This is a genomic window from Micromonospora acroterricola (assembly GCF_003172955.1).
Taxonomy (GTDB): Bacteria; Actinomycetota; Actinomycetes; order Mycobacteriales; family Micromonosporaceae; genus Micromonospora; species Micromonospora acroterricola.
In genome coordinates this window covers 35095-56216 of record NZ_QGKR01000158.1, presented here as the reverse complement: position 1 = coordinate 56216, position 21122 = coordinate 35095, and the positions used below count along the sequence as shown (strand labels likewise).

Here is a 21122-nt window from a genome sequence, read left to right as displayed (position 1 = left end):
CCGTTGTCGCCGTGCCGCTGCACACCGGCCACCGTGCCCGCCCAGGTGTTGCGCGGGCTGCCCTCCGGTCGCGCCGGGTGCAGGGCCACCGCCGCCGGCCGGAACGCCACGAACGCCTCGCCGTCCAGCCGGTCGGCGACGGTGAGGGTCAGCTCCGGCGCGACCCGTACCCCGTGCCCGTCGGCCCGCCCCCGGTAGAGGTTGAGCCCGACCAGCCGGGCCACGTAGTCGGTGCGGGGGCGGGCTGTCACGCTCGGGCCGTCGCCCTCCTGCACCACGCGGCCGTCCTCCACGATGACCAGCCGGTCGGCCAGCGCCAGCGCGTCCAGCGGATCGTGGGTGACGAGCACCGTCGCGCCCGGGTGCGCGGACAGGTGGCGGTACAGCTCGGCGCGGGTGTCCAACCGGGTACGGGCGTCCAGCGCGGCGAGCGGCTCGTCCAGCAGCAACAGCGACGGCGTGACGGCCAGCGCGCGGGCCAGCGCCACCCGCTGCGCCTGGCCGCCGGAGAGCTGCCGGGGTCGGCGGTGCGCGTGCTCGGCCAGCCCCACCCGGCCCAGCCAGCCCCGGGCCGTGGCCCGCGCCGCCCGCCGGTCGACGCCGTGCCGGCGCGGCCCGAAGGCCACGTTGTCCAACGCGCTCAGGTGCGGAAAGAGCAGGTAGTCCTGGAAGACCACGCCGATCGGCCGCCGCTCGGTGGGCACCCAGCCTCCGTTCGCCGGCCGGTCCAGGTCCACGCCGTCGAGGCTGACGTGCCCGGCGGTGAGCGGGTGCAGCCCCGCCAGGGCGCGCAGCGCAGTGGTCTTGCCGGCGCCGTTCGGCCCGAGCAGCGCGACCACCTCGCCCGGCGCGACCCGCAGCGGCACGTCCAGCCGGAAGGCGCCCCGGTCGACGACGAGCCGGGCGTCGAGCAGCGACGCGGTCACGGGCCGGCCATCCAGCGGTCCCGCAGGGCGACCAGGATGCCCACCGAGACGGCGAGCAGCACCAGGCTGAGCACGATCGCGGATTCCAGGTCGGTCTCCAACGCCAGGTAGACGGCGAGCGGCATGGTCTGCGTCCGGCCCGGATAGTTGCCGGCGAAGGTGATGGTGGCACCGAACTCCCCGAGCGCCCGGGCCCAGCAGAGCACCGCCCCGGCGGCCAGCCCCGGCGCCACCAGCGGCAGCGTGACGTGGGTGAACGTGGTCCACCGGCCGGCGCCCAGCGTCGCGGCGGCCTCCTCGTAGCGGTGGTCGGCGGCGCGCAGCGCACCCTCCACGGCAATGACCAGGAACGGCATGGCGACGAACGACTCGGCCAGCACGACGCCCGCGGTGGTGAACGGCAGCGTGACGCCGAACGTGGCGTCGAGCCAGCCGCCGAGCAGCCCACGGCGGCCGAAGACCAGCAACAGCGCCACCCCGCCGACCACCGGCGGCAGCACCAGCGGCACGGTGACCAGCGCGCGGACGAGTCGGCGGCCGGGGAACTCCACCCGGGCCAGCAGCCACGCCAACGGCACCCCGAGCAGCAGGCACAGCACGGTGGCGAGGGTCGCGGTCTGCACCGACAGCCGCAGCGCGGTCAGCGCCCCCGGCTCGGTGAGCCGCTGCGGCAGCGTCGTCCACGGCGCCCGGAGGACCAGCCCGGCCAGCGGCAGGACGAGGAAGATCAGCCCCAGCCCGGCCGGGATCAGCAGCGCCGCCGGCACCCGGCCGCGCCGCCGGGGCGCGGCGATGTCGAGGGCCCGGCTCACGGCGCCTGGAACCCCGCCTCGGCGAGGACCGCCTGCGCCGGCGCCGAGTGGACGTACGCGACGAAGGCCCGCGCGCCAGCCTGGTTGGGGGCGTCCTTGAGCGCGACGATCGGGTAGCCGTTGACCGCCCGCGCCGACTCGGGAAACTCGACGCCGGTCACGTCGGCCGCCGCCGCGCGGGCGTCGGTGCGGTAGACCAGGGCCGCGTCGACCTCGCCGAGCTTCACCTTGGCCAGGGCGCCCTTCACGTCCTGCTCCAGGGTGACCGGCGTCAGCGCGACGCCGGCGGCGTCCAGGGCGGTGCGGGCGGCCGCGCCACAGGGCACCTGGTCGGCGCAGAGCGCCACCTTCGCGCCCGGCCGCGTCAGGTCGGCCAGCCCGGTCACGCCCTTCGGGTTGCCCCGGGGCACCGCGATCACCAGCTGGTTGCGGGCGAAGATGCTCGGCATGCCGTCGGCGTTGCCGGCCTCGGTCACCGTGGTCATGTTGCGGGGGGCGGCCGAGGCGAACACGTCCGCCGGCGCGCCCTGGTTGATCTGGTTGGCCAGGGCGGAGCTGCCCGCCAGGTTGAGGGTGACGGTGCTGCCCGGGTTCGCGGCCTCGAAGTCCCGCCCGATGCGGGTGAACGACTCGGTCAGCGAGGCGGCGGCGAAGACCGTCACCGTGCCGGTGACCCGGCCGTCCGCGCCGCCGCCCGTCGCCGGGTCGTCGCCCCCGCCGCAGCCGGCCGCCGCCAGTGCGGCCACCACCACCAGCGCGGCAGCCGTCGTACGCGGCCCTCGCCCGTTCATCCGCCGGCCCTCGCCCTCGACGGGGTGGCGGGTGCGGCGCGTTCCACCACCACCGTGGTCGATTTGATCACCGCGACGGCCACCGAGCCGACCCGCAGGCCGAGCTCGTCGACCGCTTCCCGGCTCATCAGCGACACGACCCGGAACGGGCCCGCCTGGATGTCGACCTGCGCCATCACCGTGTCCTTGCGCACGTCGACGACGATGCCGCGCAGCCGGTTGCGGGCGGAGGAGCGCTCGGCGCCCGCGTCCGGGTCGGCGGCCTGGGCGCGCGCGAAGCCGGCCAGGTCGACGCCGTCGATGACCCGGTGGCCGTGCTCGTCCCGCCCGGCGGCCAGCCGCCCGGCGTCCACCCAGCGGCGCATCGTGTCGGCGCTGACGCCGAGCAGGTCGGCCGCCTCACCGATCCGGAACATCGTCACCGGCTCACCCTAGCGGCCGCATCTGCCAGCGCGAAAGGACCGAGAGGCCAGCTTCTACGTACTCGAAGCGCTCTTCGGGGCCGCAGGTGCGATCTGCGGCGACCGCCTCCGAGGCCCGCGGCCGCGTCGATGGCACTCTCCCTGTGGTCGCCCAGACCGTGGGCCCGCCCCACCCGGGCACGGCCGCGGATGGGGCGGGCTCATCGCGGGGGTTCAGCAGTTGCGCAGCTCGGGCGACTGGTTGAGCAGTTGACCGCGCGGTGAGACGAAGCGGCGGTAGGCCGGCCCGTCCACCGTGTCGGGGCGGAAGGCCGCCACCCGGTGGCAGTTCTGGAAGGCCAGGCGAACCCCGAAGTGCCGCTCCAGGCCGGCCCGGATCGCGTCGCTCGCCAGCGCCCGGAGCAGTTGCCCCCGGTCGGCGTCGGTCGGGGGTGGGATGAGGTTGTCGGCGCGGTCGGCCCCGCTGGACTCCAGTTCGGCGACCACCCGGCTGACGGTGGCCCAGGCGTACGGCAGTGAGTCGCGGACGCAGGCGATGAAGGCGTCGTCATCGACGGGGCCACGTTCGGCGGCGTCGAGCAGGGCGGGCGAGACGGTGAGCGACATGGTTCTCCTTCGCTTTGGCAATGAAAGCCGTTGTCGTTAACGGCGCGCACTGAGCACACCACGTCCTCTGGACGACGTCAACGATGTCCGGGCGCGCCACACCGCCGTCCCGCGGTTTCCGGGCGATCAGGCGAAGGTCAGGCGCGGCGGGGGTGGCCCTTGAGGTGTCGGCCCAGCTCGCGGGCGATCTCGCGGTTCGCGTCCCGCTCGGCCAGCGACTGCCGTTTGTCGTAGGTGCGCTTGCCCTTGGCGAGGGCCAGCTCGACCTTGGCCCAGCCGTTGTCGAAGTACATCGACAACGGCACCAGGGTCACCCCGCCCTCGCGGACCTTCTCCAGGATCCGGTCGATCTCGGCCCGGCGCAGCAGCAGCTTCCGGTTGCGCCGGGGGGCGTGGTTGGTCCACGTGCCGTACGCGTACTCCGCGATGTGCAGGCCGTACAGCATGAGCTCGCCGTCGCGCTCGTGGGCGAACGCGTCCACCAGCGACGCCCGCCCCTCGCGCAGCGACTTCACCTCGGTGCCGACCAGCACGATGCCCGCCTCGTACGTGCGCAGCACGGTGTAGTCGTGCCGGGCCTTCTTGTTCGAGGCGATCAGTCGGCGTTCGGGCTGCCTGGACGGGGTCACCCGGCGACGATATCCGGCCGGCGGCTCAGCCGGACCGCCGCCGGTCCGCGCGCAGCCGCTCCGTCAGGTCCCGCTCCGCCGCCGTGAACGCCTCGTCCGACTCGCACGGCAGGTGCGACACGATCGGCGGCGGCACACTGTCGTACGGCGGCGTCACCACGTCGCGCGGGTCGGTCAGCCGGCGGTCCACCGTCGCCTCCGGCCCGGTCGGCGTCTCGCGACTCCCGGGCCGGTGCGCAGCGAAGATCCAGCCGCCGAGCTGGTCGGTGTCGCGCCACAGGTTCCTCCAGCGCCAGCCGACCCGCTCGCCGATCTCGCGCAACACCTCGTCGTCGACGTAGGCGGGGAACAGCCGCGAGTACATCCGATGCAGCGGCGACCCGTAGGTCAGCAGGGCCAGCCGGTCGGTGACCCGGGACGGCAGTTGCAGCACCGTGGCGGCGAGCAGCACCGAGCCGTGGCTGTGTCCGGCCAGCAGCACGGACTCGCCCTGATCGACCAGGTAGGTGATTCGCCGGGTCAGCTCCGGCACGGCCCGCTCCGCGTAGCAGGGCGGGGCGAAGGGGTGCGCCGCCCGGGGCCAGAAGGTGCCCAGGTCCCACAGCACGCCCACGTACCGGCGGAACTGCGCCGTCCGGTACGCAAAGATGCCGCCGATCACCAGCCCGAGGATGATCACGGCGATCGCGTAGCTGCCCATTCCGATCAGGAAGTTGACCATGTCGGCGGGCACCCCGACGTAGCGCTGGATGACGTCGCCGGGGTAGAGCTGGAGCAGGCCGAGCACGCTCGTGGCCAGGCCGAGCGCGGCCAGTCCGGCGTAGGCGATGGCGAGCGGCTCCAGTCGTTCGGTGAACCGGGCGCGGGCCACCGACCGCTCGACCTGGCGCAGCCGGGCCGACGCCTCCGGCGGCGCGTGCGGGAAGTCGGCGGCCACGATCGCCCGCGCGGCCCGCCACCGCCGCCGCCGGGTCAGCACCGTGACCACGCCGCCGACGAGCACCGCGGTCAGCACCGCGATGAAGAACCCGAAGATCGCCCACTTGTACGGCAGGGGCGGGCTGGTGGCCAGCCGGTCCGCGGTCGCCCCGTTCCGGTCCAGCAGGTCCGCAACCCGGTAGTCCAGCTCGGCGGAGAACGCCACGGCGAGCCCGGCGGCGATCGTGACGAACACCGGCGCGCCGAGCGCGCGCAGCGGGGAGCTGCCCGGCGGCCCACCGCGTCGCCAGATCACCACCGCGGCGAGTACGGCCAGCAGCGCGGTCTGGCTGACGAAGAGCCAGGCCACGATGGCGCCGTAGCCGGGCAGCTCCCCGCCCTGCGGCCACGGTTTCGGACTTCTGATGGTGTGCACCACCACCAGGATGGTCAGACCGCAGGTGAGCGTGCGCAGTCCCCGGGTGACCTGGTCCACCCGGGTCCCCTGACCGGGCCGGTCGAGGGTCCGCACCGTGGCGAGCAGGACGAGGCAGGCGAGCAGTACCGCCCCGGTGGCCACGAGCAGCACCACCATCTCCCACGAGGGGCCCTGGCTGGCTCGGGCGGCGAGCAGGCTGCCGTCCAGGGTGGCGAACGCGGCGGCGACGTGCACCGAGCGCAGCCTGCCCACCAGGGGCGCGGCGTCCCACTGGCCGACGCCGCTCAACCGGTGCTCCGAGGCCGCCGGCGCCGGGTTCCGGAACGCCTCGAACGGGCGGCCCGGACGTGCCCCCAGCCACCACACGAGCCCGACGGCGCCGGCCGGCACCAGCGACATCACGCCCAGGCGCAGGCCCGGCGAGCGCCCTCCGAGCCAGGACAACCAGCTCCGCCCCGCCATGCAGGACGGGCTGCCCATGCACCGCCAGGCGATCAGGTCCAGCGCCACCCCGACGATGGAGAGCACGTACAGCATGGTGAGGGTGAGCGCGAGCAGCCGGCACAGCGCGACGATGCCGTGCTTCGAGGCGTGGGTCGCCGGGCGCATCCAGAGCGCCACGTTGCAGAGCATGAACGGCAGCAGGAACACCAGCGACAGCGTCCGCACGGCCGTGCCGGACGGCAGGTCGCTCCAGCGGTACGCCTCCAGCGTCACCCCGGCCGTCCCCGTTTCGCCGGGATAGCCCGGCCGCGTGCGGTAGAACCCGCCGTTGCGGTCCCCGGCGACCTGTTCGACGTGCGGCCGGTCCAGCACCTGGTCGGCCCCCGCGCCGGAGACGCCGTGCACCCGCAGCTCCACGACCCGGTCCGTGGTCGGTCCGGTCGGCGACGCGTCCGCCATGGGCCCCCCGAGTGTGCGCGGCAGTCCGGCGGGTCGTCGATGTCTGGCCAGCCCGCGCGGCGACCCGGCTTACCCGTCCCGTGGCCAACCAACCCCGCCCCGGCGCGCTGGCCGCCCCTGCCCCGTGCGGCCGAACCCGGGCAGGTGGTTTCATGGGCGCCATGGCGAACCCGGTGATCCTGACCGTCGACGACGACCCGGTGGTCTCCCGGGCGGTGGCACGGGACATCCGCCGCCGCTACGGCGACCGCTACCGGGTGCTGCGGGCCTCCTCGGGGCCGGAGGCGCTGGACGCCCTGCGCGAGGTCAAGCTGCGCGGCGAGCAGGTGGCGTTGCTGCTGGCCGACCACCGGATGCCGGAGATGACCGGTGTCGAGTTCCTCGAGGCGGCGATGGACATCTTCCCGGCCGCGCGCCGGGTGCTGCTCACCGCCTACGCCGACACCGACGCCGCGATCGAGGCGATCAACGTGGTCGACCTGGACCACTACCTGCTCAAGCCCTGGCACCCGCCGGAGGAGAAGCTGTACCCGGTGGTGGACGGCCTGCTGGAGGCGTGGGCGGTCACGCCGGACGCGGCGAGCACCGAGATCCGGGTCGTCGGGCACCGCTGGTCGGCGCCGTCGTTCAAGGTCCGTGACTTCCTGGCCCGCAACCTGGTGCCGTACCGCTGGTTGCTCGCCGACGACCCGGAGGGCGCCCGGCTGCTCGACGCGGCGGGGGCCACCGAGGCGGACGTACCGCTCGTGGTGACCGCCGAGGGCAAGGCGCTGATCGCTCCGAGCGAGGCCGAGCTGGCCGGGCTGGCCGGGTTGACGGTCGTGCCGGCGTCCGACTTCTACGACCTGGTGGTGATCGGCGGCGGCCCGGCCGGCCTCGGCTCGGCGGTGTACGGCGCCTCCGAGGGGCTGCGCACCGTGCTGGTCGAGCGGCGGGCGACCGGCGGGCAGGCCGGGCAGAGCAGCCGCATCGAGAACTACCTGGGCTTTCCCGACGGCGTCTCCGGCGCCCAGCTGACCGACCGTGCCCGGCGGCAGGCGGTGAAGTTCGGCGCCGAGCTGCTCAGCGCCCGCGAGGTCGTCGGGTTGAGCGAGGCCGGCGGCGCCCGGCTGCTGCGCTTCGGCGACGGCACCGAGATCGCCGCGCACACGGTGGTGCTGGCCACCGGGGTCTCCTACCGGGTGCTCGACGCCCCCGGGCTGGCCGACTTCACCGGCCGGGGGGTGTTCTACGGCTCCACGGCCACCGAGGCGCCGAGCTGCGTCGACCAGGACGTCTACATCGTCGGCGGGGCCAACTCGGCCGGCCAGGCCGCCGTGCACTTCTCCCGGTACGCGGCCCGGGTGCACCTGTTGATCCGGGGCGCCGACCTGACCGCCTCGATGTCGCGATACCTGATCGACCAGTTGGAGCGCATCGACCGGATCACGGTCCACCCGCACACCGCTGTGGTCGGCGGCGCCGGGCAGGACCACCTGCAACGCCTCACCCTCTGCGACACTCGCACGGGGGAGGCCCGCTCGGTGGACACCTCCTGGCTGTTCATCTTCATCGGCGCCGAGCCGCGGACCGACTGGCTGGACGGGGTGCTGGTCCGCGACGGGCGCGGCTTCATCGTCACCGGCCCGGATCTGATCAGCGGCGGGCGGCGGCCGGCCGGCTGGTCCCTGTCGCGCGACCCGTACCACCTGGAGACCAGCCTGCCGGGGGTGTTCGCCGCCGGCGACGTACGCGCCGAATCGGTCAAACGGGTCGCGTCGGCCGTCGGCGAGGGCGCCATGGCCGTGTCGCTCGTGCACCGCTACCTGGAGGCCCAGTGACCACCGATCGGCTGACAGCCGCGCAGCTGCGCACCCTGTTCCTGTTCGAGGCCCTCGACGACGGGCAGCTGGACTGGCTGGCCGAGCACGGCCGGGTCGAGCAGCGCGCGGGCGGCACCCTGGTGTACGGCGAGGGCGAGGCCGCGACCTGCTTCTTCGTGCTGCTGCGGGGCGCGGTGGCGTTGAGCCGGCAGGTGCGCGGCGACGACGTCGAGGTCAGCCGGACCGACCAGCGTGGGGTGTACGGCGGCGCCACGCAGGCGTACCTCGGAGACCAGGTCGAGCAGACGTACCGCAACAGCCTGCGGGCGGTGACCGACGCGGACTTCTTCGTGCTGCCGGCGGAGGACTTCGCGCACGCCCTGCGGACCTGGTTCCCGATGCCCATGCACCTGCTGGAGGGGCTGTTCTTTGGGATGCGGGACAGCCAGACCATCGTCGGCGAACGGGAGCGGCTGCTGGCCCTCGGCTCGCTCTCGGCGGGGCTGACCCACGAGCTGAACAACCCGGCCGCGGCGGCGGTACGGGCCACCTCGGTGCTGCGCGACCGGGTCGCCGGGATGCGGCACAAGCTCGCCATGATCGCCGACGGTCGGCTGGACGGTCGGGCGCTGCACGGACTCGTCGCGTTGCAGGAGGAGGCCGTCGCCCGGGTGGCCACCGCGCCGAAGCTGACCCCGATGGCCACGGCCGACGCCGAGGACACCCTCACCGACTGGCTGGAGGAGCACGGCGTGGGCGGCGCCTGGGACCTGGCGCCCATCCTGGTGGGCGGCGGCCTCGACGCGGCCTGGCTGGGGCGGGTGAAGGAGGCGGTCGGCCCGGCGGACCTGGAGGCGGCGGTGCGCTGGCTCACCTACACCGTCGACACCGAGCTGCTGATGCGCGAGATCGGCGACGCGGTGACCCGGATCTCCGGGCTGGTCGGCGCTGCCAAGCAGTACTCCCAGCTGGACCGGGCGCCGCACCGCGTGGTGGACGTGCACGACCTGCTCGACGCCACGCTGGTGATGTTCAAGGGGAAGATCCCCGCCGAGGTCAAGCTGGTCCGCGAGTACGACCGCGGCCTCCCACCGGTCCCGGCGTACGCCGCCGAGCTGAACCAGGTGTGGACGAACCTGATCGACAACGCGCTGGGCGCCATGGGGGAGAAGGGCGTGCTGACCGTCCGCACCGGGCGCGTCGGCGAGCTGCTGGCGGTCGAGATCACCGACACCGGTCCCGGCATCCCCCCGGAGGTACGTCCGCGCATCTTCGAGCCGTTCTTCACCACCAAGCCGGTGGGCGCGGGCACCGGGCTGGGGCTGGACATCTCGTACCGGATCGTGGTGCACAAGCACCACGGCGACATCCGGGTGGAGACGGAGCCCGGCCGGACCACCTTCCGGGTGCTGCTGCCGGTCGCCGAAGGCCAGGAGCCGTCCTGACGCCGGGTTCTGCCCAGCCGTTCTGGCGGCCGGTGCCGTGACCGTCGCCCTGACCGTGGTGGCGTCGCGACGCGCCGATTACGTGCAGACACCGGCCGGTCGCGGCAAGTATTGTCGGGCGGCGTCCGTGCATCCGTCCCGGAGGAGGGCCCGTGGAGTCCATGGCCCGCCAGCGCACCGCTGCCCAGGCCGACGACCAGCCGGGCGAGCCCAGCTCCGGCACGATGCTGCCGGAGCTCGAGGACCCGGTCTGAATGCACCACGCGAGGCAGTTCGCGCACACCAGCTTCTGGGCGGTGGCCCGCCGGCTGCCCCGGCTGGTGCGCGAGGCGGTGTCGCTCGCCTGGGCCACCAGCCGCCGGGACACCGTCGCCTCCATCGGCCTGAACGTCGCCGCCGGCGTGATGACCACCTTCGGCCTGCTCGCCACGACCAGCGTGCTGCGCGAGCTGTTCGCCGGTGGTCCCACCCCGGACCGGATCCGGTCGGCCCTGCCGGCGCTGATCGTGGCCGCCGCGGCGGTGTCGGCACGGGGCGGCCTGACGATCGCGGCCGGCTGGGCCCAGGCCCGGTTGATTCCGCAGATCAACTACCAGGTGGAGCTGCGGCTGTTCGAGGCGACCACCGCGGTCGACCTGGCCGCGTTCGACGACGCCGGGTTCGCCGAGGAGATGGACCGGGTGCGCGACCGGGGGATGGGCGAGGCGGCGTACATCGTCGACCACACCGTCAACCTCGTCACCGGCGTGGTCGGCATGCTCGCCACCGCGGTCGCGGTGACCGTCATCCAGCCGTTGCTGCTGCCGTTCCTGCTGCTCGCGGCGGTGCCGCAGGCGGCCACCGCGGTTCGGATCGCCCGCCGGGAGTATCTGGCGATGCTCGCCCGGATCACCCGGCAGCGTCGGATGTGGATGCTCGCCCACCTGATGGCCAACCGGCACACCGCCGCCGAGGTCCGCGCGTACCAGATGCGTGGCTTCCTGCTGGCCGAGTACCGGGCGGTGATGGCCGTGGAGACCCGCGCCCAGCTCCGGCTGGTCCGCGCGCAGACCGGCACGCGGGTCGTGGGCGCGTCCGTCGCGGGCCTGGCCACCTTCGGGGTGTACGCGGTCCTCGGCGGCCTGCTGCTGGGCGGCATGGTGGCCCTCGCCGCCGCGGCGACCGCGATGCTGGCCCTGCAGTCCGCGCGGACCAGCCTGGGCGTGGCGGTCGTCGCCACCAACTCGCTGTACGAGGATGCCCTCTACTACCAGGACTACCGGGACTTCCTGGAGCGCGCCCGGACCCGGGCGTCGATCGGCGGCGACCAGACGGTCGACGGTGTCGACGTGATCGAGCTGGACGAGGTGAGCCTGCGCTACCCGGACACCGACGCGCCGGCGGTGGACCGGGTCAGCCTTTCCGTCCGGCGGGGCGAGGTGATCGCGCTCGTCGGCGAGAACGGCTCCGGCAAGACCACCCTCGCCAAGCTGATCGCGGGGCTGTACCGGCCGACCGGCGGGGTGATCCGTTGGGACGGTGTCGACGCCGCCGAGCTGGACCCGCGTGCCGTCGGCGCGCAGGTGGCCGTGATGACGCAGGAGTGGTGGAAGTTTCCGTTCACCGCCGGGCAGAACATCCGCGTTGGCCGGCACGACCGCCCGCCGGAGCGGTCCGGTCCCAGTGTGCAGGACGCGGCCGCGGCGGCCGCCGCCCACGACATGATCGCCGGCCTTCCGCACGGCTACGAGACCCTGCTCGACCGGGAGTTCAAGGACGGCCACGAGTTGTCCGGGGGGCAGTGGCAGCGGCTGGTCGCCGCCCGCGGCCTCTACCGCGACGCCGCCCTGCTGATCTGTGACGAGCCGTCAGCGGCTCTGGACGCCCGCGCGGAACACGCCCTGTTCCAGCATCTGCGCCGCCGACCGGACCGGGCGGTCGTCCTGATCACCCACCGGCTGGCCAACGTCCGGCACGCCGACCGGATCTTCGTCCTGGAGCGGGGTCGGCTCGTCCAGCACGGCGCCCATGACGACCTGATGGCCGCCGGCGGCCTCTACCGGGAGCTGTTCGAGCTCCAGGCCGCCGGTTACCTCGCCGGCGCCGACGACGCCGTAGCACCCTGACCGGTCCGGGGCGCCGCGCATGTCTCGGTTGTTGTCGCGATACCTCACAGGCATAAAGATGCCTGTGAGGTATCAGGCTGATTGTCGACCTCGGCCCGGGAGCGCCATCTCGCGGTGGTCGACTCGGTTCCCGTGAAGTCGCGGTGTCCCGGGGCGGGGGATACCCGGCTTTCAGGGATACCGAGTCGATCAGGCCCCGCCGCCTGGTGTCGCGTCGCGACCGGGGGTGGCCCGGTTGTGATTGCGGGTACGCAGGATGTCGATCAGCGCGGCGATCAGCGCGAGCGCGATGATCGCGGCGGCGAGCGTGAGTGACTGTTCGAAGGCCCTGGTCCAGTTGCCGTGGTTGTCGGCCAGCGAGGAGAAGAACATCGAGCCGACGGCGGCGATGCCGGCGGCGGCCCCGATTCGCTGACCGGTCTGGAGCATGCCGGCGCCGCTGCCCGCCTGCGGAATGGGCACCTCCGCGAGGGTGAGCGTCTGGTTGGGGGCGATCACCAGCCCGCTGCCGATGCCGGCGACGAGCAGAGGGCCGGCGGTGACCCAGGGCGCTGGAACGTCCGGGGCGAGGCGCAGCGCGACCACTGTTCCGGCCAGACCGATGACCACGGCGAGCAGGCCGACGGCGACCAGCGGCCGGCCGAAGCGGTTGACGATCCGTCCGCCCAGTACGGAGGCGGCGGCCGAGCCCAGGGCGAACGGGGTGACGGCCAGGCCGGCGACGAGCGCGCTGTAGCCGAGGCCGTTCTGCAGGAACAGCGTGAAGATGAAGAAGATCGCGGTGAAGCCGCCGAAGTAGACCAGCGCGATGAGCGACCCCAGGGTGTACGACTGGAACGTGAAGAGCCGCAGGTCGAACAGCGGTTCGTTGTGTCGCCCGTACCACCGCTCCCAGAGCCCGAAGGCGACCAGCACCGCCAGGCCGGCGGGGATCAGCGCCCACTTCCACGGGGTCCGCCACTGCTGCTCCTGCACCAGCGGCAGCAGGATCAGCACCACACCCACGCCGAGCAGCAGGACGCCCATCGGGTCGAGCCGGCGTTGGTCTGGACGGCCCTCGGGGCGGCCGGGCAGCAGCCGCCAGCCGAGGATCGCCGCGAGGATGCCCACCGGCACGTTGACGAAGAAGACCCACCGCCACCCGTGCTCCTCGCCGCCGATGGCGATGAGCAGACCGCCGAGCAGCGGCCCGATGGCGGTGGAGATGCCGATGGTGGCGCCGAGCAGCCCGAACGGGCGGGCCCGCTCCGGCCCGCGGAACAGTTGCTGGATCAGCCCGATCACCTGGGGGTTGACCACGCCGGCGGCGGCGCCCTGAAGCAGGCGGGCGGCGACCAGCCACGTGGGGGAGCTGGCCAGACCGGCGAGCGCGCTGGTCACGGTGAACAGCGCGATGCCGAAGACGAAGGCGTTGCGCCGGCCACGCGCGTCGCCGAAGCGACCCGCCGGCACCAGCGCCAGGCCGAACGTCAGCGCGTACCCCGAGAGGATCCACTGCAGATCGCTCGGTGAGGCGTGCAGCGCACGGTCGATGGACGGCACGGCGACGTTGACGATGCTCACGTCCAGCAGCGTCATGAACGCGGCGACCAGCCCGACGCCGACGGCCTGCCAGCGTCGCCGGTTCTCCGCCGCGTCAACCGGCTGCGACGAGCGCGCCGCACTCATCGTGCCCCCCGTTGACCGTCGATCATCATGTCTGACCGCTACCCCGGCCGCCGGGAGGCGAATCGTCGCGCGTCGTGCCGCGCGTCACGCCATCTGGCGGGCGCAGAACCGGGGACCGAAGTCGAGGCCCGCCATCGGCGAGTCTTCGCGGTGCAGCAGGCCCTTCTCGGTGAGCAGGTGCAGCGGGGCGTCCATCTGCTCCTCGGTCAGCCCGGACTCTTCCGCGATCACGTCGGGATACGGCACCTGTCCGCGTGCTTCGAGCGCGGTGACCGCCTGGTACACCCGTTGCTCGACCTCCGACAGTTGCACCTGCTGCATGACGTCCTCCTTCGCTCGTCCGCCTCCACGCAGGCGGCTGCGCTGCGCCGGTTACCCCCTGTGTGACCGAAGATGCCCACCCGATCGGGGGGTCGAGCAGGCCCGGAGCACGCGTCGCGACAGGGCCGGCGGCCGGGCGGTGCCCTAGGCTGCACCAGTGATCGTCTGGGATCTCGTCGTCGTCGGCGCCGGCCCCGCCGGGCTCTCCGCCGCACACGCCGCCGCCAGTGCCGGCGTCCGCACCCTCGTCGTCGAGCGGGCCGAGCACCCGCGTTACAAGACCTGCGGCGGTGGTCTGATCGGCACCTCGCTGGCCGCCGTGCGGGACCGGATCGAGGTGCCCGCGCACGACCGGGTGAACCGGGTGACGTTCACCCGGGACGGGCGCCGTGAGTTCACCCGCCGGCACGACAGTCCGGTGGTGACCATGGTGCGCCGCGAGGAGTTCGACGATCGGCTGCGCGCGGCGGCGGTCGCCGCCGGCGCGCGGATGCGCGAGCGGGTCGCGGTCCGCGCGATCGAACAGGATCCCGAGGGGGTACGCCTGCGGCTGGCCGACGGTACGACGCTCACCGCCCGCGCGGTGATCGGCGCGGACGGCTCCTCGGGGGTGACGGCCCGGCACGTGGGTGTCCGGTACCGGCAGGTGGACCTGGGGTTGGAGCTGGAGGTGCCGGTGCCGCCCGCCGAGCAGGAGCGTTGGCGGGGGCGGCTGCTGCTGGACTGGGGCGCCATGCCTGGCTCCTACGCGTGGGTCTTCCCGAAGGGCGACCGGTTGACCGTCGGCGTGATCGCCGGCCGGGGCGCGGGGGAGGGGACGCGGGACTACCTGCGGCGTTTCGTCGACCGGTTGGGACTCAGCGGGCTGCCGGCGGAGCACGACTCGGGTCACCTGACCCGCTGCCGCGAGGAGGATTCGCCGTTGCGGCACGGGCGGGTGCTGGTCGTGGGGGACGCGGCCGGCCTGCTGGAGCCGTGGAGCCGGGAGGGCATCAGCTTCGCGCTGCGCTCCGGTGAGCTGGCCGGGGCGGCGGTCGCCGACGGCGACCTGGCCGGGTACGAGCGGGCGGTGGCCGAGCGTCTGGTGCCGTCGATGCGGGCGGGATATCGGCTGCTCGACGTGTTCAGCCGCCGCCCCGAGGCCTTCCATGCCCTGTTGGCGACCCCGCTCGGGTGGCGGATGTTCGTCCAGTTCTGCCAGGGCCGGGCGAGCTTCGACGAGATGCTGTCGCGGCGAGTGATCCGGGCGGCGCTCGCGGTGCTGAATAGGCTGCCCGACCCCCGCCGGTAGCCCACCCCGACCCGCGTCGGAGCTTGCGGTCCAGCCCCGATCTTTCTTTCGCCCAGGATCCTAGGATGCTCTACGCGACGTGACGTCCGCACGAAACGAGAACGCCGCACCGGACCGGTGGCGCTCGGTGGCCCGGTCGTCGGACAATGAGGGGGAGCAGGGGGTGAGCCGATGGCCGAGCAGCCGTTCACCGATGACGAGTACGCGTTCCTGCGCCACATCCGGTTCGGGGAGTTGCCGACCGCCGTCCCTCCCGAGGAGCGGGTCGAGCTGACCGAGACCGACCCGGGGCGTGACCGCCCGGAGAAGGTTGAGGATCCGGTCCGCTGGAACGTTCAGGGCTGAGAACGCGGAACGGGCCGCGGGTGTCGCCACCCACGGCCCGTCCCGGTACGGGCCGGTCCGCTGACCGGCACCCGTCGGTCAGAAGACCGGCACGCCCTCGCGCACCAACCGCCAGTTGGGCTGGAAGAAGTCGGCCGGGTTGATCGTCCCCTTGGCCTGCGCCCAGTCGATGAGCAGCTGGCGGATCTCCTGCTGCTCGTTGTAGACCTGCGTCTTCACGATGCCGGGGAAGTTGCCGCCGCCGCTGCGCCGGTAGTTGTTCACCGCCACCACGAACTGCGCGTTGTCCGCGACCGGCGTGTCGGTGCCCGGCAGGACCAGCCGGGTGATCCGCTGCCCCACCGGCTTGGAGATGTCGATGTCGTAGTCCAGGCCGGAGATCGCGTCGTAGTTGTAGTCCGGCACCGACGGGTCGCTGATCTGCTCCGGGTCCACCGGGGCGCCCGGCGCGAGGGTGCGGAAGTACTTCGCCGAGTACTCCAGGTACGCGCGCACCTCGGCGCCGCTGAGCACGACCGCCTCGAGGGTGTTGTCGAACACGTACAGCCCGGCCACGTCGCGGATCTTCACGTCCCCGGCGGGGAAGACGGCGGTACGGCTGAACGGCGAGGCCTGCGACAGCACCGGGAGGTCGGCGTACTGCGTGCCGGCCAGCGCCGTGGTGACCACCTCGGCCTGGACGTGGTTGATGAAGTCCAGGATCGGGGTGTCCTTGTACCGCGACTCGACGGTGGACATCTCCTCGGTGGCCTGGGCCACGATCTGGTTGACGTACGCCACGGTCTTCTGGTGCTGGGCCCGGACGGCGGCGAGCACCTTCGGGTCCTCGACCACCGTGTTGGTGTTCAGCATGCTGGCGGCCTTCTTGGTGATGGTCCACCGGCCGTGCTCCCGGGCGAGGGTGAAGTCCATCCGGGTGAGCCGCTGGCCCCACTTCGACGGCTCGGAGAGCAGCACCTGCGCGCCGGTCCGCTCGTTGGTGACGAACCGCTCGACCACCTCGTTGTGCGCGTGGCCGAACAGGATCGCGTCGATCCCCGGCACCTGCTGGGCGATGAGCGTCACCGGGTTCTCGTTGGGCAGCTCCGGGCCGTAGCTGGAGGTGCCGCTGTCCCCGCCGTGCGCGGAGATCAGCACGATGTCGGCGCCGCGCGCCCGCATGATCGGCACCCACTTCGCGGCGGTGGCGACCATGTCGTCGAAGCGCAGCCGGCCCTCGACGTTGCCCTTGTCCCAGATGGCCACGCCGGGGTTGGTCAGGCCGAGGATGCCGACCCGCAGGGTCGGCGCGGCGAAGCCGAGGGAGACCTTCTTGATGACGTACGGCAGGAAGGCCGGCTTGCCGGTCTTCGCGTTGATGGCGTTGGCGGCCAGCGCGGGGAAGCCGAGCTGGCGGATCCACAGGTCCAGCAGCGGCAGCCCGTAGTTGAACTCGTGGTTGCCGAGCGTCACGGCGTCGTAGTCGATGACGTTCATCGCCCGCGCCATCGGGTGCTTCTCCCCGGTTGCGGTGATCGGCTCCTGCTTGGCGTAGTACGTGGCCAGGGGCGTGCCCTGGATGGTGTCGCCGGCGTCGAGCACCAGCGTCGCCTTGCCACGCCGCTCGGCGCGGATCTGGTTGATCAGGGTGGCCAGCTTCGCGACGCCGATGTCGTTGTGCTTGCTGTCGTCGTACTCGGCGTCCCGGTAGTAGTCCCAGTTGTAGACGTTGCCGTGGGTGTCCGACGTGCCCAGGAGGGTGAGGTCCCAGGTGCGTGACCGGGCCGCGCCGGCCGCCTGCGCGGGAGCGGCGGCGATCAGCGGGGCGGTCGCCGCCGCGGCCGCGGCGACGAGCACCTGACGACGCGACGGGCCGGAGGGAGAGGTCATGACGTGCCTTTCCATGGGGGTGGACGCACCTCGTGGGCGCTCGCGCACCATAACCACCTAACGTCACGCCTGCCACGCCAGCCCCGGAGGTTCCGCTCCGCACCGGTCGACCCGCGCGCTCAGCGGACGGGTCAGCGCGGCCAGGTCGCCAGGCGCTGGCGGACCCGGGCGACGTCGACGGGGCTCAGTCCGTAGCGGCCGAAGCGCTGGTCGGACAGCCGGTCCAGGTACCGCCCGGCGGCCCGCACGTCCGCCGGATCCAGGGCGGGATCGACCTGCCGGGCCAGCTCCAGCAGTTCGGTCACGTCGTAGTGCTCCAGGGCTGCCGCCACGTCGATGAAGTCCCGAACCTCCCGCCGGTTGACCAGCGCCGCGACCTTGTTGGCCACGAGGTCACGCACGTCCATCACCGGGCCGAGGTCCATCACCACCGGGCTCTGCTGCCGGTCCAGCCGGGCCAGGCTGAGCCGGATCAGCCGCCCGTCGCGGCTCACCACGAAGTCCTTCATGTCCCGGCCGTACCCGTCGAACAGGTCGGCGAGGTCGTTGTCCGGGTCCGCGTCCGTGACGGTGAACCCGGCGCGCTCCAACGCGACGCGTACCCCGGTCGAAGCCGCCGCGGCGGCACCCTCCACGTCGGCGAAAAGGTCCACATCCTCGGTGGGGCGGGCGACCAACCCGTGCGCGGCCCACGCCACCCCGCCGCCCAGCACGAACCGGTACGGCCCGGCCGCGCCGAGCGCCACCCGCGCCACCTCGCGGTAGAACTCGTGCAGGTGCGGTGCCGTCACGCCGCGCGCAGGCCCCGGTGCCGGCTCTCCCACGCCTGGCGTACGCCCCGAGGCAGGTTCAGCAGCCGCCACACTCGGCGCAACGTCCGCCCGTTGATCAGGGCGCGCAGATCCTCGGCGCGATTCGTCTCCCGCAGCACGTTCTCGTACATCCAGAGCAGCTGATCGGGGTCACCGAGGTCGAAGGTGCGCTCGGCGTTCCACATCAGCCGTACCGGCAGCTCCACGACGCCCCGGGTGGGGCCGGCCAGCTCGGCGAGCGTCCGCGCCACCACGGCAGGACGACCCGGGCGGGCCAGGAAAGCCACGCCGGTCGTGCTGGGGGAGACGGCCTGCATGGTGTCAGGGTAACTCCCGCCGGTGCCGGTGTCGCTCACTGCGTTCCCTCCGGCTCTGCGGCGGGCCGCCTTCGATGCTGTTGTTGCTTCCTTTGGTGGGGTTCGTTGGTGCCGTCCGGTCGGGTGGCGGGCTGCTGCGCGGGCCCTCGAAGGGTCGAGCGCGACCATCGACGCGACGTCGGCGCGCCCGGGTCGTTGGGTTTGCGGGGTTCGGTTCGGGGGTTCCTGCGGGGTGGGGTCGGCCGTGCCCGGCTCCGGGCGCTCCTGTGCCGTGCCGGCAAGGGTTCGCTCCCGCCTGACCCGACTGACCGGTGCCGAGGTGCTGGGCATGTTCCGGTTGTTGTTGTGATACCTGTGAGGCATAAATATGCCTGTGAGGTATCGGGCGGTTGTCGACCTCGGGCCCGGAGTACCTGTTCGCGGTGATCGACGCGGTTTCCGTGAAGTCGCGGTGTCCCCGGGCGTCGGGGGATACCCCGCAGGGATACCGAGTCGATCGCCGCCGAGCCGGCTAGGTGTCGCATCGGGACCGGGGGCGGTCCGGCCCATGATGTCCGGTATTGCTGCCCGGTGTCCGGTGTCCGGTGTCCGGTGTCCGCTGCCCGGTGCCCGGTGCCCGCTGCCCGCTGCCCGCTGCCCGGTGTCCGGTGTCCGGTGTCCGCTGCCCGCTGCCCGCTGCCCGGTGACCGGTATCGGCGGTCGGTCCGTCGTCCGGCGGTCCGGCCGTCCCGGTCCGTGATCGCTGGCCGGTGATCGGTGATCGCTGACCGGTCCCGTGATCGGTGACCGGTGTCTGGTATCGGTGTTCTTGGCCTGTGACTGGCTGCACCCCTGCGGTGGAATCGTGGCCGGCGCGGGGTCGTTACATACCCTGACGATCGCAGGACCACGGCGCCTCGCCAGCCGCCCCCCAGGGTTGCAATGCGAGCCGCACACGGTCGTTGCAGATCCCCGAACGACCGCACAAGGGCCGATCCCGGAATGACCCCGGCCGCCCGGTCGGTGCAGATCCCTGACCGACCGCACCAGCAGCCGCCCGACGGGTGCTGATGACGGGCTGACCCCCGGAATGACCCCGGCCCGGCGGTCGTTGCAGATCCCTGACCGACCGCGCCAACGCCCGCTCGACCGGCTGCCGATGGACGGGCCAACCCCGGAATGAGCCCGGCCCGCAGGTCGTTACACATGGACCCGGCGCCACGAGGCCCCCGCCCGTAGGCCGCCGACCCCGAAGACTTTCCCTTTTGTTTGGAAGCGCCGGACGAGGTGCTCACATCCGCGACGCCGTTCCCCTGAACAGGCGTGTGGGTGTCTACCCCCGAAGGAGCAACCCCCATGAACACGTTTATTCGTAAGAGCATGCTGTCTGTTGCTGGTCTGGCGTTCGCCGGTGGTGTCTTCGCCGGTCCGGTCGCCGCCCACGCCGCCACCCCTACGGTCGAGGGCAAGCCCGTCGCCGTGGCGGTGCAGGCTGACAAACCGGACATGGGCAAGCTGATTCCGCACGGCACGCAGGGTGCGCAGTCGCACATCGACCTCAACGACGAGCAGACCGCGAATGTCAAGGCGATCATCGCCGCGACGAAGAAGGCCGGCCTGCCCGAGCGGGCCGCGGTGATCTCGATCGCGACGAGCCTGCAGGAGTCGAAGCTGGAGAACCTGGGCCACCTCGGCGACAGCAACGACCACGACTCGCTGGGCCTGTTCCAGCAGCGGCCGAGTTCGGGTTGGGGTACGCCGGAGCAGATCACCGACCCCGAGTACTCGACGACCGCGTTCCTCAAGGGCCTGAAGCAGGTTGACGGGTGGCAGGACATGGCCCTGACCGACGCCGCGCAGACCGTGCAGGTCTCGGCCTACCCCGACGCCTACGCCCAGTGGGAGCAGCAGGCTGCCGACCTCGTCGCCCAGCACTGGAACAGCTGACCCACAAAAACCGCAGCACAGCCACTGGCCGGCACCCCTCACCCGGGGTGCCGGCCAGCGGCATATTTGGCGAGATCGGCCGGCGGGCCGCTCGCCAGCGGATTCTCAGACGCGGAAGCCGGCGGCCCGGGCTGCCTCGCGTTCCCGGCGACGTTCGGAGCGCCGGCGCAGGAACCAGTACACGAACACCACCAGGCCGACCAGGAAGGCGAGCACCAGCACCGGCAGGATGATCGCCGCCAGGGAGACCACCACGCTGGTGGCGTCCTCGGCGGTGCTGGCCACCGGGGCGCCGAACCCGGCGGTGGTGGCGTTGATGACAGGCCGCGCGGCGGACTTGAGCAGGTGTACGCCGAAGGCCAGGAGAACGCCGGCGACCACCGGCACCCACTGGTGGGACGAGAAGAAGCTTCCTGGGTCGCTGACCGTGACCGTCTCGGACGACGATCCAGCGCCGAAGGCCAGCCCTCCGGCGGTCGGTCGGACCACGGTCTGCACCATGTCGTTGATGTGGTCGACGACCGGCACCTTGTCGGCCACCATCTCGACGGCGAGCAGCACGGCCAGGATGGCGATGATCCAGCCGTTGCCGAGCCACGTCCAGCCGCCGGGCAGGTCGATCAGGTCGGTGTAGCGGGCGAGCAGACCGAGGGTGAGCAGGGGTATGTAGGCGTTCAGGCCCGCCGAGGCGGCGAGACCCGTGCCGGTGAGGACTTCGAACACCGTCTCAGCATCGCATCGACGCGCCAGTGCCGCTCGCTGGCCAGCGGTGGGT

Annotated in this window: 19 protein-coding genes; 6 read left to right on the top strand and 13 right to left on the bottom strand. The window is 72.8% G+C overall.

Annotated features, from left to right (window positions below; translation table 11 throughout):
- The 7 genes from DKT68_RS09265 to DKT68_RS09235 all read right to left on the bottom strand — a co-directional run.
- Nucleotides 1-926 (bottom strand): ABC transporter ATP-binding protein (locus DKT68_RS09265; protein WP_109817003.1); only part of this gene is annotated, 926 nt, incomplete at its 3' end.
- Entirely contained in the window at nucleotides 923-1738 is an 816-nt protein-coding gene (locus DKT68_RS09260) for an ABC transporter permease (RefSeq protein ID WP_407940712.1), read from the bottom strand. The genes DKT68_RS09260 and DKT68_RS09265, both read right to left, overlap by 4 nt.
- Nucleotides 1735-2529 carry a molybdate ABC transporter substrate-binding protein gene (modA, locus tag DKT68_RS09255; protein ID WP_109817002.1) on the bottom strand — a complete coding sequence of 265 codons (795 nt, stop codon included), beginning with the start codon at nucleotides 2527-2529 and terminating at the stop codon, nucleotides 1735-1737. Before modA ends, DKT68_RS09260 begins: the two co-directional genes overlap by 4 nt.
- Nucleotides 2526-2951 carry a TOBE domain-containing protein gene (locus DKT68_RS09250; protein WP_109817001.1) on the bottom strand — a complete coding sequence of 142 codons (426 nt, stop codon included), beginning with the start codon at nucleotides 2949-2951 and terminating at the stop codon, nucleotides 2526-2528. The genes modA and DKT68_RS09250 overlap by 4 nt, the downstream gene beginning before the upstream one ends.
- Before the next feature lie 213 nt (nucleotides 2952-3164).
- A complete protein-coding gene (locus DKT68_RS09245; protein WP_109817000.1) occupies nucleotides 3165-3557 on the bottom strand; it encodes an SCO5389 family protein in 393 nt (130 codons plus the stop codon).
- Between the two features lie 137 nt (nucleotides 3558-3694).
- On the bottom strand, nucleotides 3695-4186 hold the full coding sequence (gene smpB, locus DKT68_RS09240; RefSeq protein ID WP_109816999.1) for an SsrA-binding protein SmpB: 492 nt from the start codon (nucleotides 4184-4186) through the stop codon (nucleotides 3695-3697).
- Between the two features lie 25 nt (nucleotides 4187-4211).
- Entirely contained in the window at nucleotides 4212-6446 is a 2235-nt protein-coding gene (locus DKT68_RS09235) for a hypothetical protein (RefSeq protein ID WP_109816998.1), read from the bottom strand.
- 152 nt (nucleotides 6447-6598) lie between these two features.
- Here DKT68_RS09235 and DKT68_RS09230 point away from each other — a divergent pair, with 152 nt between their 5' ends.
- The 3 genes from DKT68_RS09230 to DKT68_RS09220 all read left to right on the top strand — a co-directional run bounded on the left by DKT68_RS09230 (nucleotide 6599) and on the right by DKT68_RS09220 (nucleotide 11798).
- Nucleotides 6599-8266 (top strand): FAD-dependent oxidoreductase, encoded by a 1668-nt coding sequence (locus DKT68_RS09230; protein ID WP_236646802.1) that lies wholly within the window; start codon nucleotides 6599-6601, stop codon nucleotides 8264-8266.
- Entirely contained in the window at nucleotides 8263-9693 is a 1431-nt protein-coding gene (locus DKT68_RS09225) for an ATP-binding protein (RefSeq protein WP_109816997.1), read from the top strand. Before DKT68_RS09230 ends, DKT68_RS09225 begins: the two co-directional genes overlap by 4 nt.
- A gap of 254 nt (nucleotides 9694-9947) precedes the next feature.
- Nucleotides 9948-11798: an ABC transporter ATP-binding protein gene (locus DKT68_RS09220; RefSeq protein WP_201748969.1), complete on the top strand. Its 1851-nt coding sequence runs from the start codon at nucleotides 9948-9950 to the stop codon at nucleotides 11796-11798.
- 189 nt (nucleotides 11799-11987) lie between these two features.
- On the opposite strand, the gene DKT68_RS09215 is transcribed toward DKT68_RS09220, so the two are convergent.
- Nucleotides 11988-13466, bottom strand: a complete 1479-nt coding sequence (locus DKT68_RS09215) for an MFS transporter (protein ID WP_109816996.1) — start codon at nucleotides 13464-13466, stop codon at nucleotides 11988-11990.
- Between the two features lie 84 nt (nucleotides 13467-13550).
- Nucleotides 13551-13787: a hypothetical protein gene (locus tag DKT68_RS09210; RefSeq protein ID WP_109816995.1), complete on the bottom strand. Its 237-nt coding sequence runs from the start codon at nucleotides 13785-13787 to the stop codon at nucleotides 13551-13553.
- A 157-nt stretch (nucleotides 13788-13944) separates the two neighbouring features.
- Between DKT68_RS09210 and DKT68_RS09205 the strand changes: the two genes are divergently transcribed.
- Together DKT68_RS09205 and DKT68_RS31390 are read left to right on the top strand one after the other, a co-directional pair.
- Complete coding sequence (locus DKT68_RS09205) at nucleotides 13945-15078, top strand: geranylgeranyl reductase family protein (RefSeq protein WP_109816994.1); 1134 nt, start codon at nucleotides 13945-13947, stop codon at nucleotides 15076-15078.
- A 171-nt stretch (nucleotides 15079-15249) separates the two neighbouring features.
- Complete coding sequence (locus tag DKT68_RS31390) at nucleotides 15250-15423, top strand: hypothetical protein (RefSeq protein WP_201748968.1); 174 nt, start codon at nucleotides 15250-15252, stop codon at nucleotides 15421-15423.
- Between the two features lie 78 nt (nucleotides 15424-15501).
- Here DKT68_RS31390 and DKT68_RS09200 read toward each other — a convergent pair whose 3' ends face one another.
- From DKT68_RS09200 to DKT68_RS09190, 3 genes are all read right to left on the bottom strand, one after another.
- Nucleotides 15502-17292 carry a bifunctional metallophosphatase/5'-nucleotidase gene (locus DKT68_RS09200; RefSeq protein ID WP_109816993.1) on the bottom strand — a complete coding sequence of 597 codons (1791 nt, stop codon included), beginning with the start codon at nucleotides 17290-17292 and terminating at the stop codon, nucleotides 15502-15504.
- A 131-nt stretch (nucleotides 17293-17423) separates the two neighbouring features.
- Entirely contained in the window at nucleotides 17424-18083 is a 660-nt protein-coding gene (locus DKT68_RS09195; protein WP_109816992.1) for a nucleotidyl transferase AbiEii/AbiGii toxin family protein, read from the bottom strand.
- Nucleotides 18080-18421: a hypothetical protein gene (locus tag DKT68_RS09190; protein WP_109817009.1), complete on the bottom strand. Its 342-nt coding sequence runs from the start codon at nucleotides 18419-18421 to the stop codon at nucleotides 18080-18082. The genes DKT68_RS09195 and DKT68_RS09190 overlap by 4 nt, the downstream gene beginning before the upstream one ends.
- A gap of 1335 nt (nucleotides 18422-19756) precedes the next feature.
- Between DKT68_RS09190 and DKT68_RS09180 the strand changes: the two genes are divergently transcribed.
- Nucleotides 19757-20347, top strand: coding sequence for a hypothetical protein (locus DKT68_RS09180; RefSeq protein WP_109816990.1), 591 nt, complete (start codon nucleotides 19757-19759; stop codon nucleotides 20345-20347).
- Between the two features lie 105 nt (nucleotides 20348-20452).
- On the opposite strand, the gene DKT68_RS09175 is transcribed toward DKT68_RS09180, so the two are convergent.
- On the bottom strand, nucleotides 20453-21070 hold the full coding sequence (locus DKT68_RS09175) for a DUF4126 domain-containing protein (RefSeq protein WP_109816989.1): 618 nt from the start codon (nucleotides 21068-21070) through the stop codon (nucleotides 20453-20455).
- Between the last annotated feature and the right edge of the window lie 52 nt (nucleotides 21071-21122).

Excerpts from the sequence above, each read along its gene's own strand:
- modA (WP_109817002.1), bottom strand. The coding sequence starts at position 2,529 with ATGAACGGGCGAGGGCCGCGTACGACGGCTGCCGCGCTGGTGGTGGTG.
- DKT68_RS09245 (WP_109817000.1), bottom strand. The coding sequence starts at position 3,557 with ATGTCGCTCACCGTCTCGCCCGCCCTGCTCGACGCCGCCGAACGTGGC.
- DKT68_RS09235 (WP_109816998.1), bottom strand. The coding sequence starts at position 6,446 with ATGGCGGACGCGTCGCCGACCGGACCGACCACGGACCGGGTCGTGGAG.
- DKT68_RS09230 (WP_236646802.1), top strand. The coding sequence starts at position 6,599 with ATGGGCGCCATGGCGAACCCGGTGATCCTGACCGTCGACGACGACCCG.
- DKT68_RS09220 (WP_201748969.1), top strand. The coding sequence starts at position 9,948 with ATGCACCACGCGAGGCAGTTCGCGCACACCAGCTTCTGGGCGGTGGCC.
- DKT68_RS09215 (WP_109816996.1), bottom strand. The coding sequence starts at position 13,466 with ATGAGTGCGGCGCGCTCGTCGCAGCCGGTTGACGCGGCGGAGAACCGG.
- DKT68_RS09210 (WP_109816995.1), bottom strand. The coding sequence starts at position 13,787 with ATGCAGCAGGTGCAACTGTCGGAGGTCGAGCAACGGGTGTACCAGGCG.
- DKT68_RS31390 (WP_201748968.1), top strand. The coding sequence starts at position 15,250 with ATGGCCGAGCAGCCGTTCACCGATGACGAGTACGCGTTCCTGCGCCAC.
- DKT68_RS09200 (WP_109816993.1), bottom strand. The coding sequence starts at position 17,292 with ATGACCTCTCCCTCCGGCCCGTCGCGTCGTCAGGTGCTCGTCGCCGCG.
- DKT68_RS09190 (WP_109817009.1), bottom strand. The coding sequence starts at position 18,421 with ATGCAGGCCGTCTCCCCCAGCACGACCGGCGTGGCTTTCCTGGCCCGC.
- DKT68_RS09180 (WP_109816990.1), top strand. The coding sequence starts at position 19,757 with ATGAACACGTTTATTCGTAAGAGCATGCTGTCTGTTGCTGGTCTGGCG.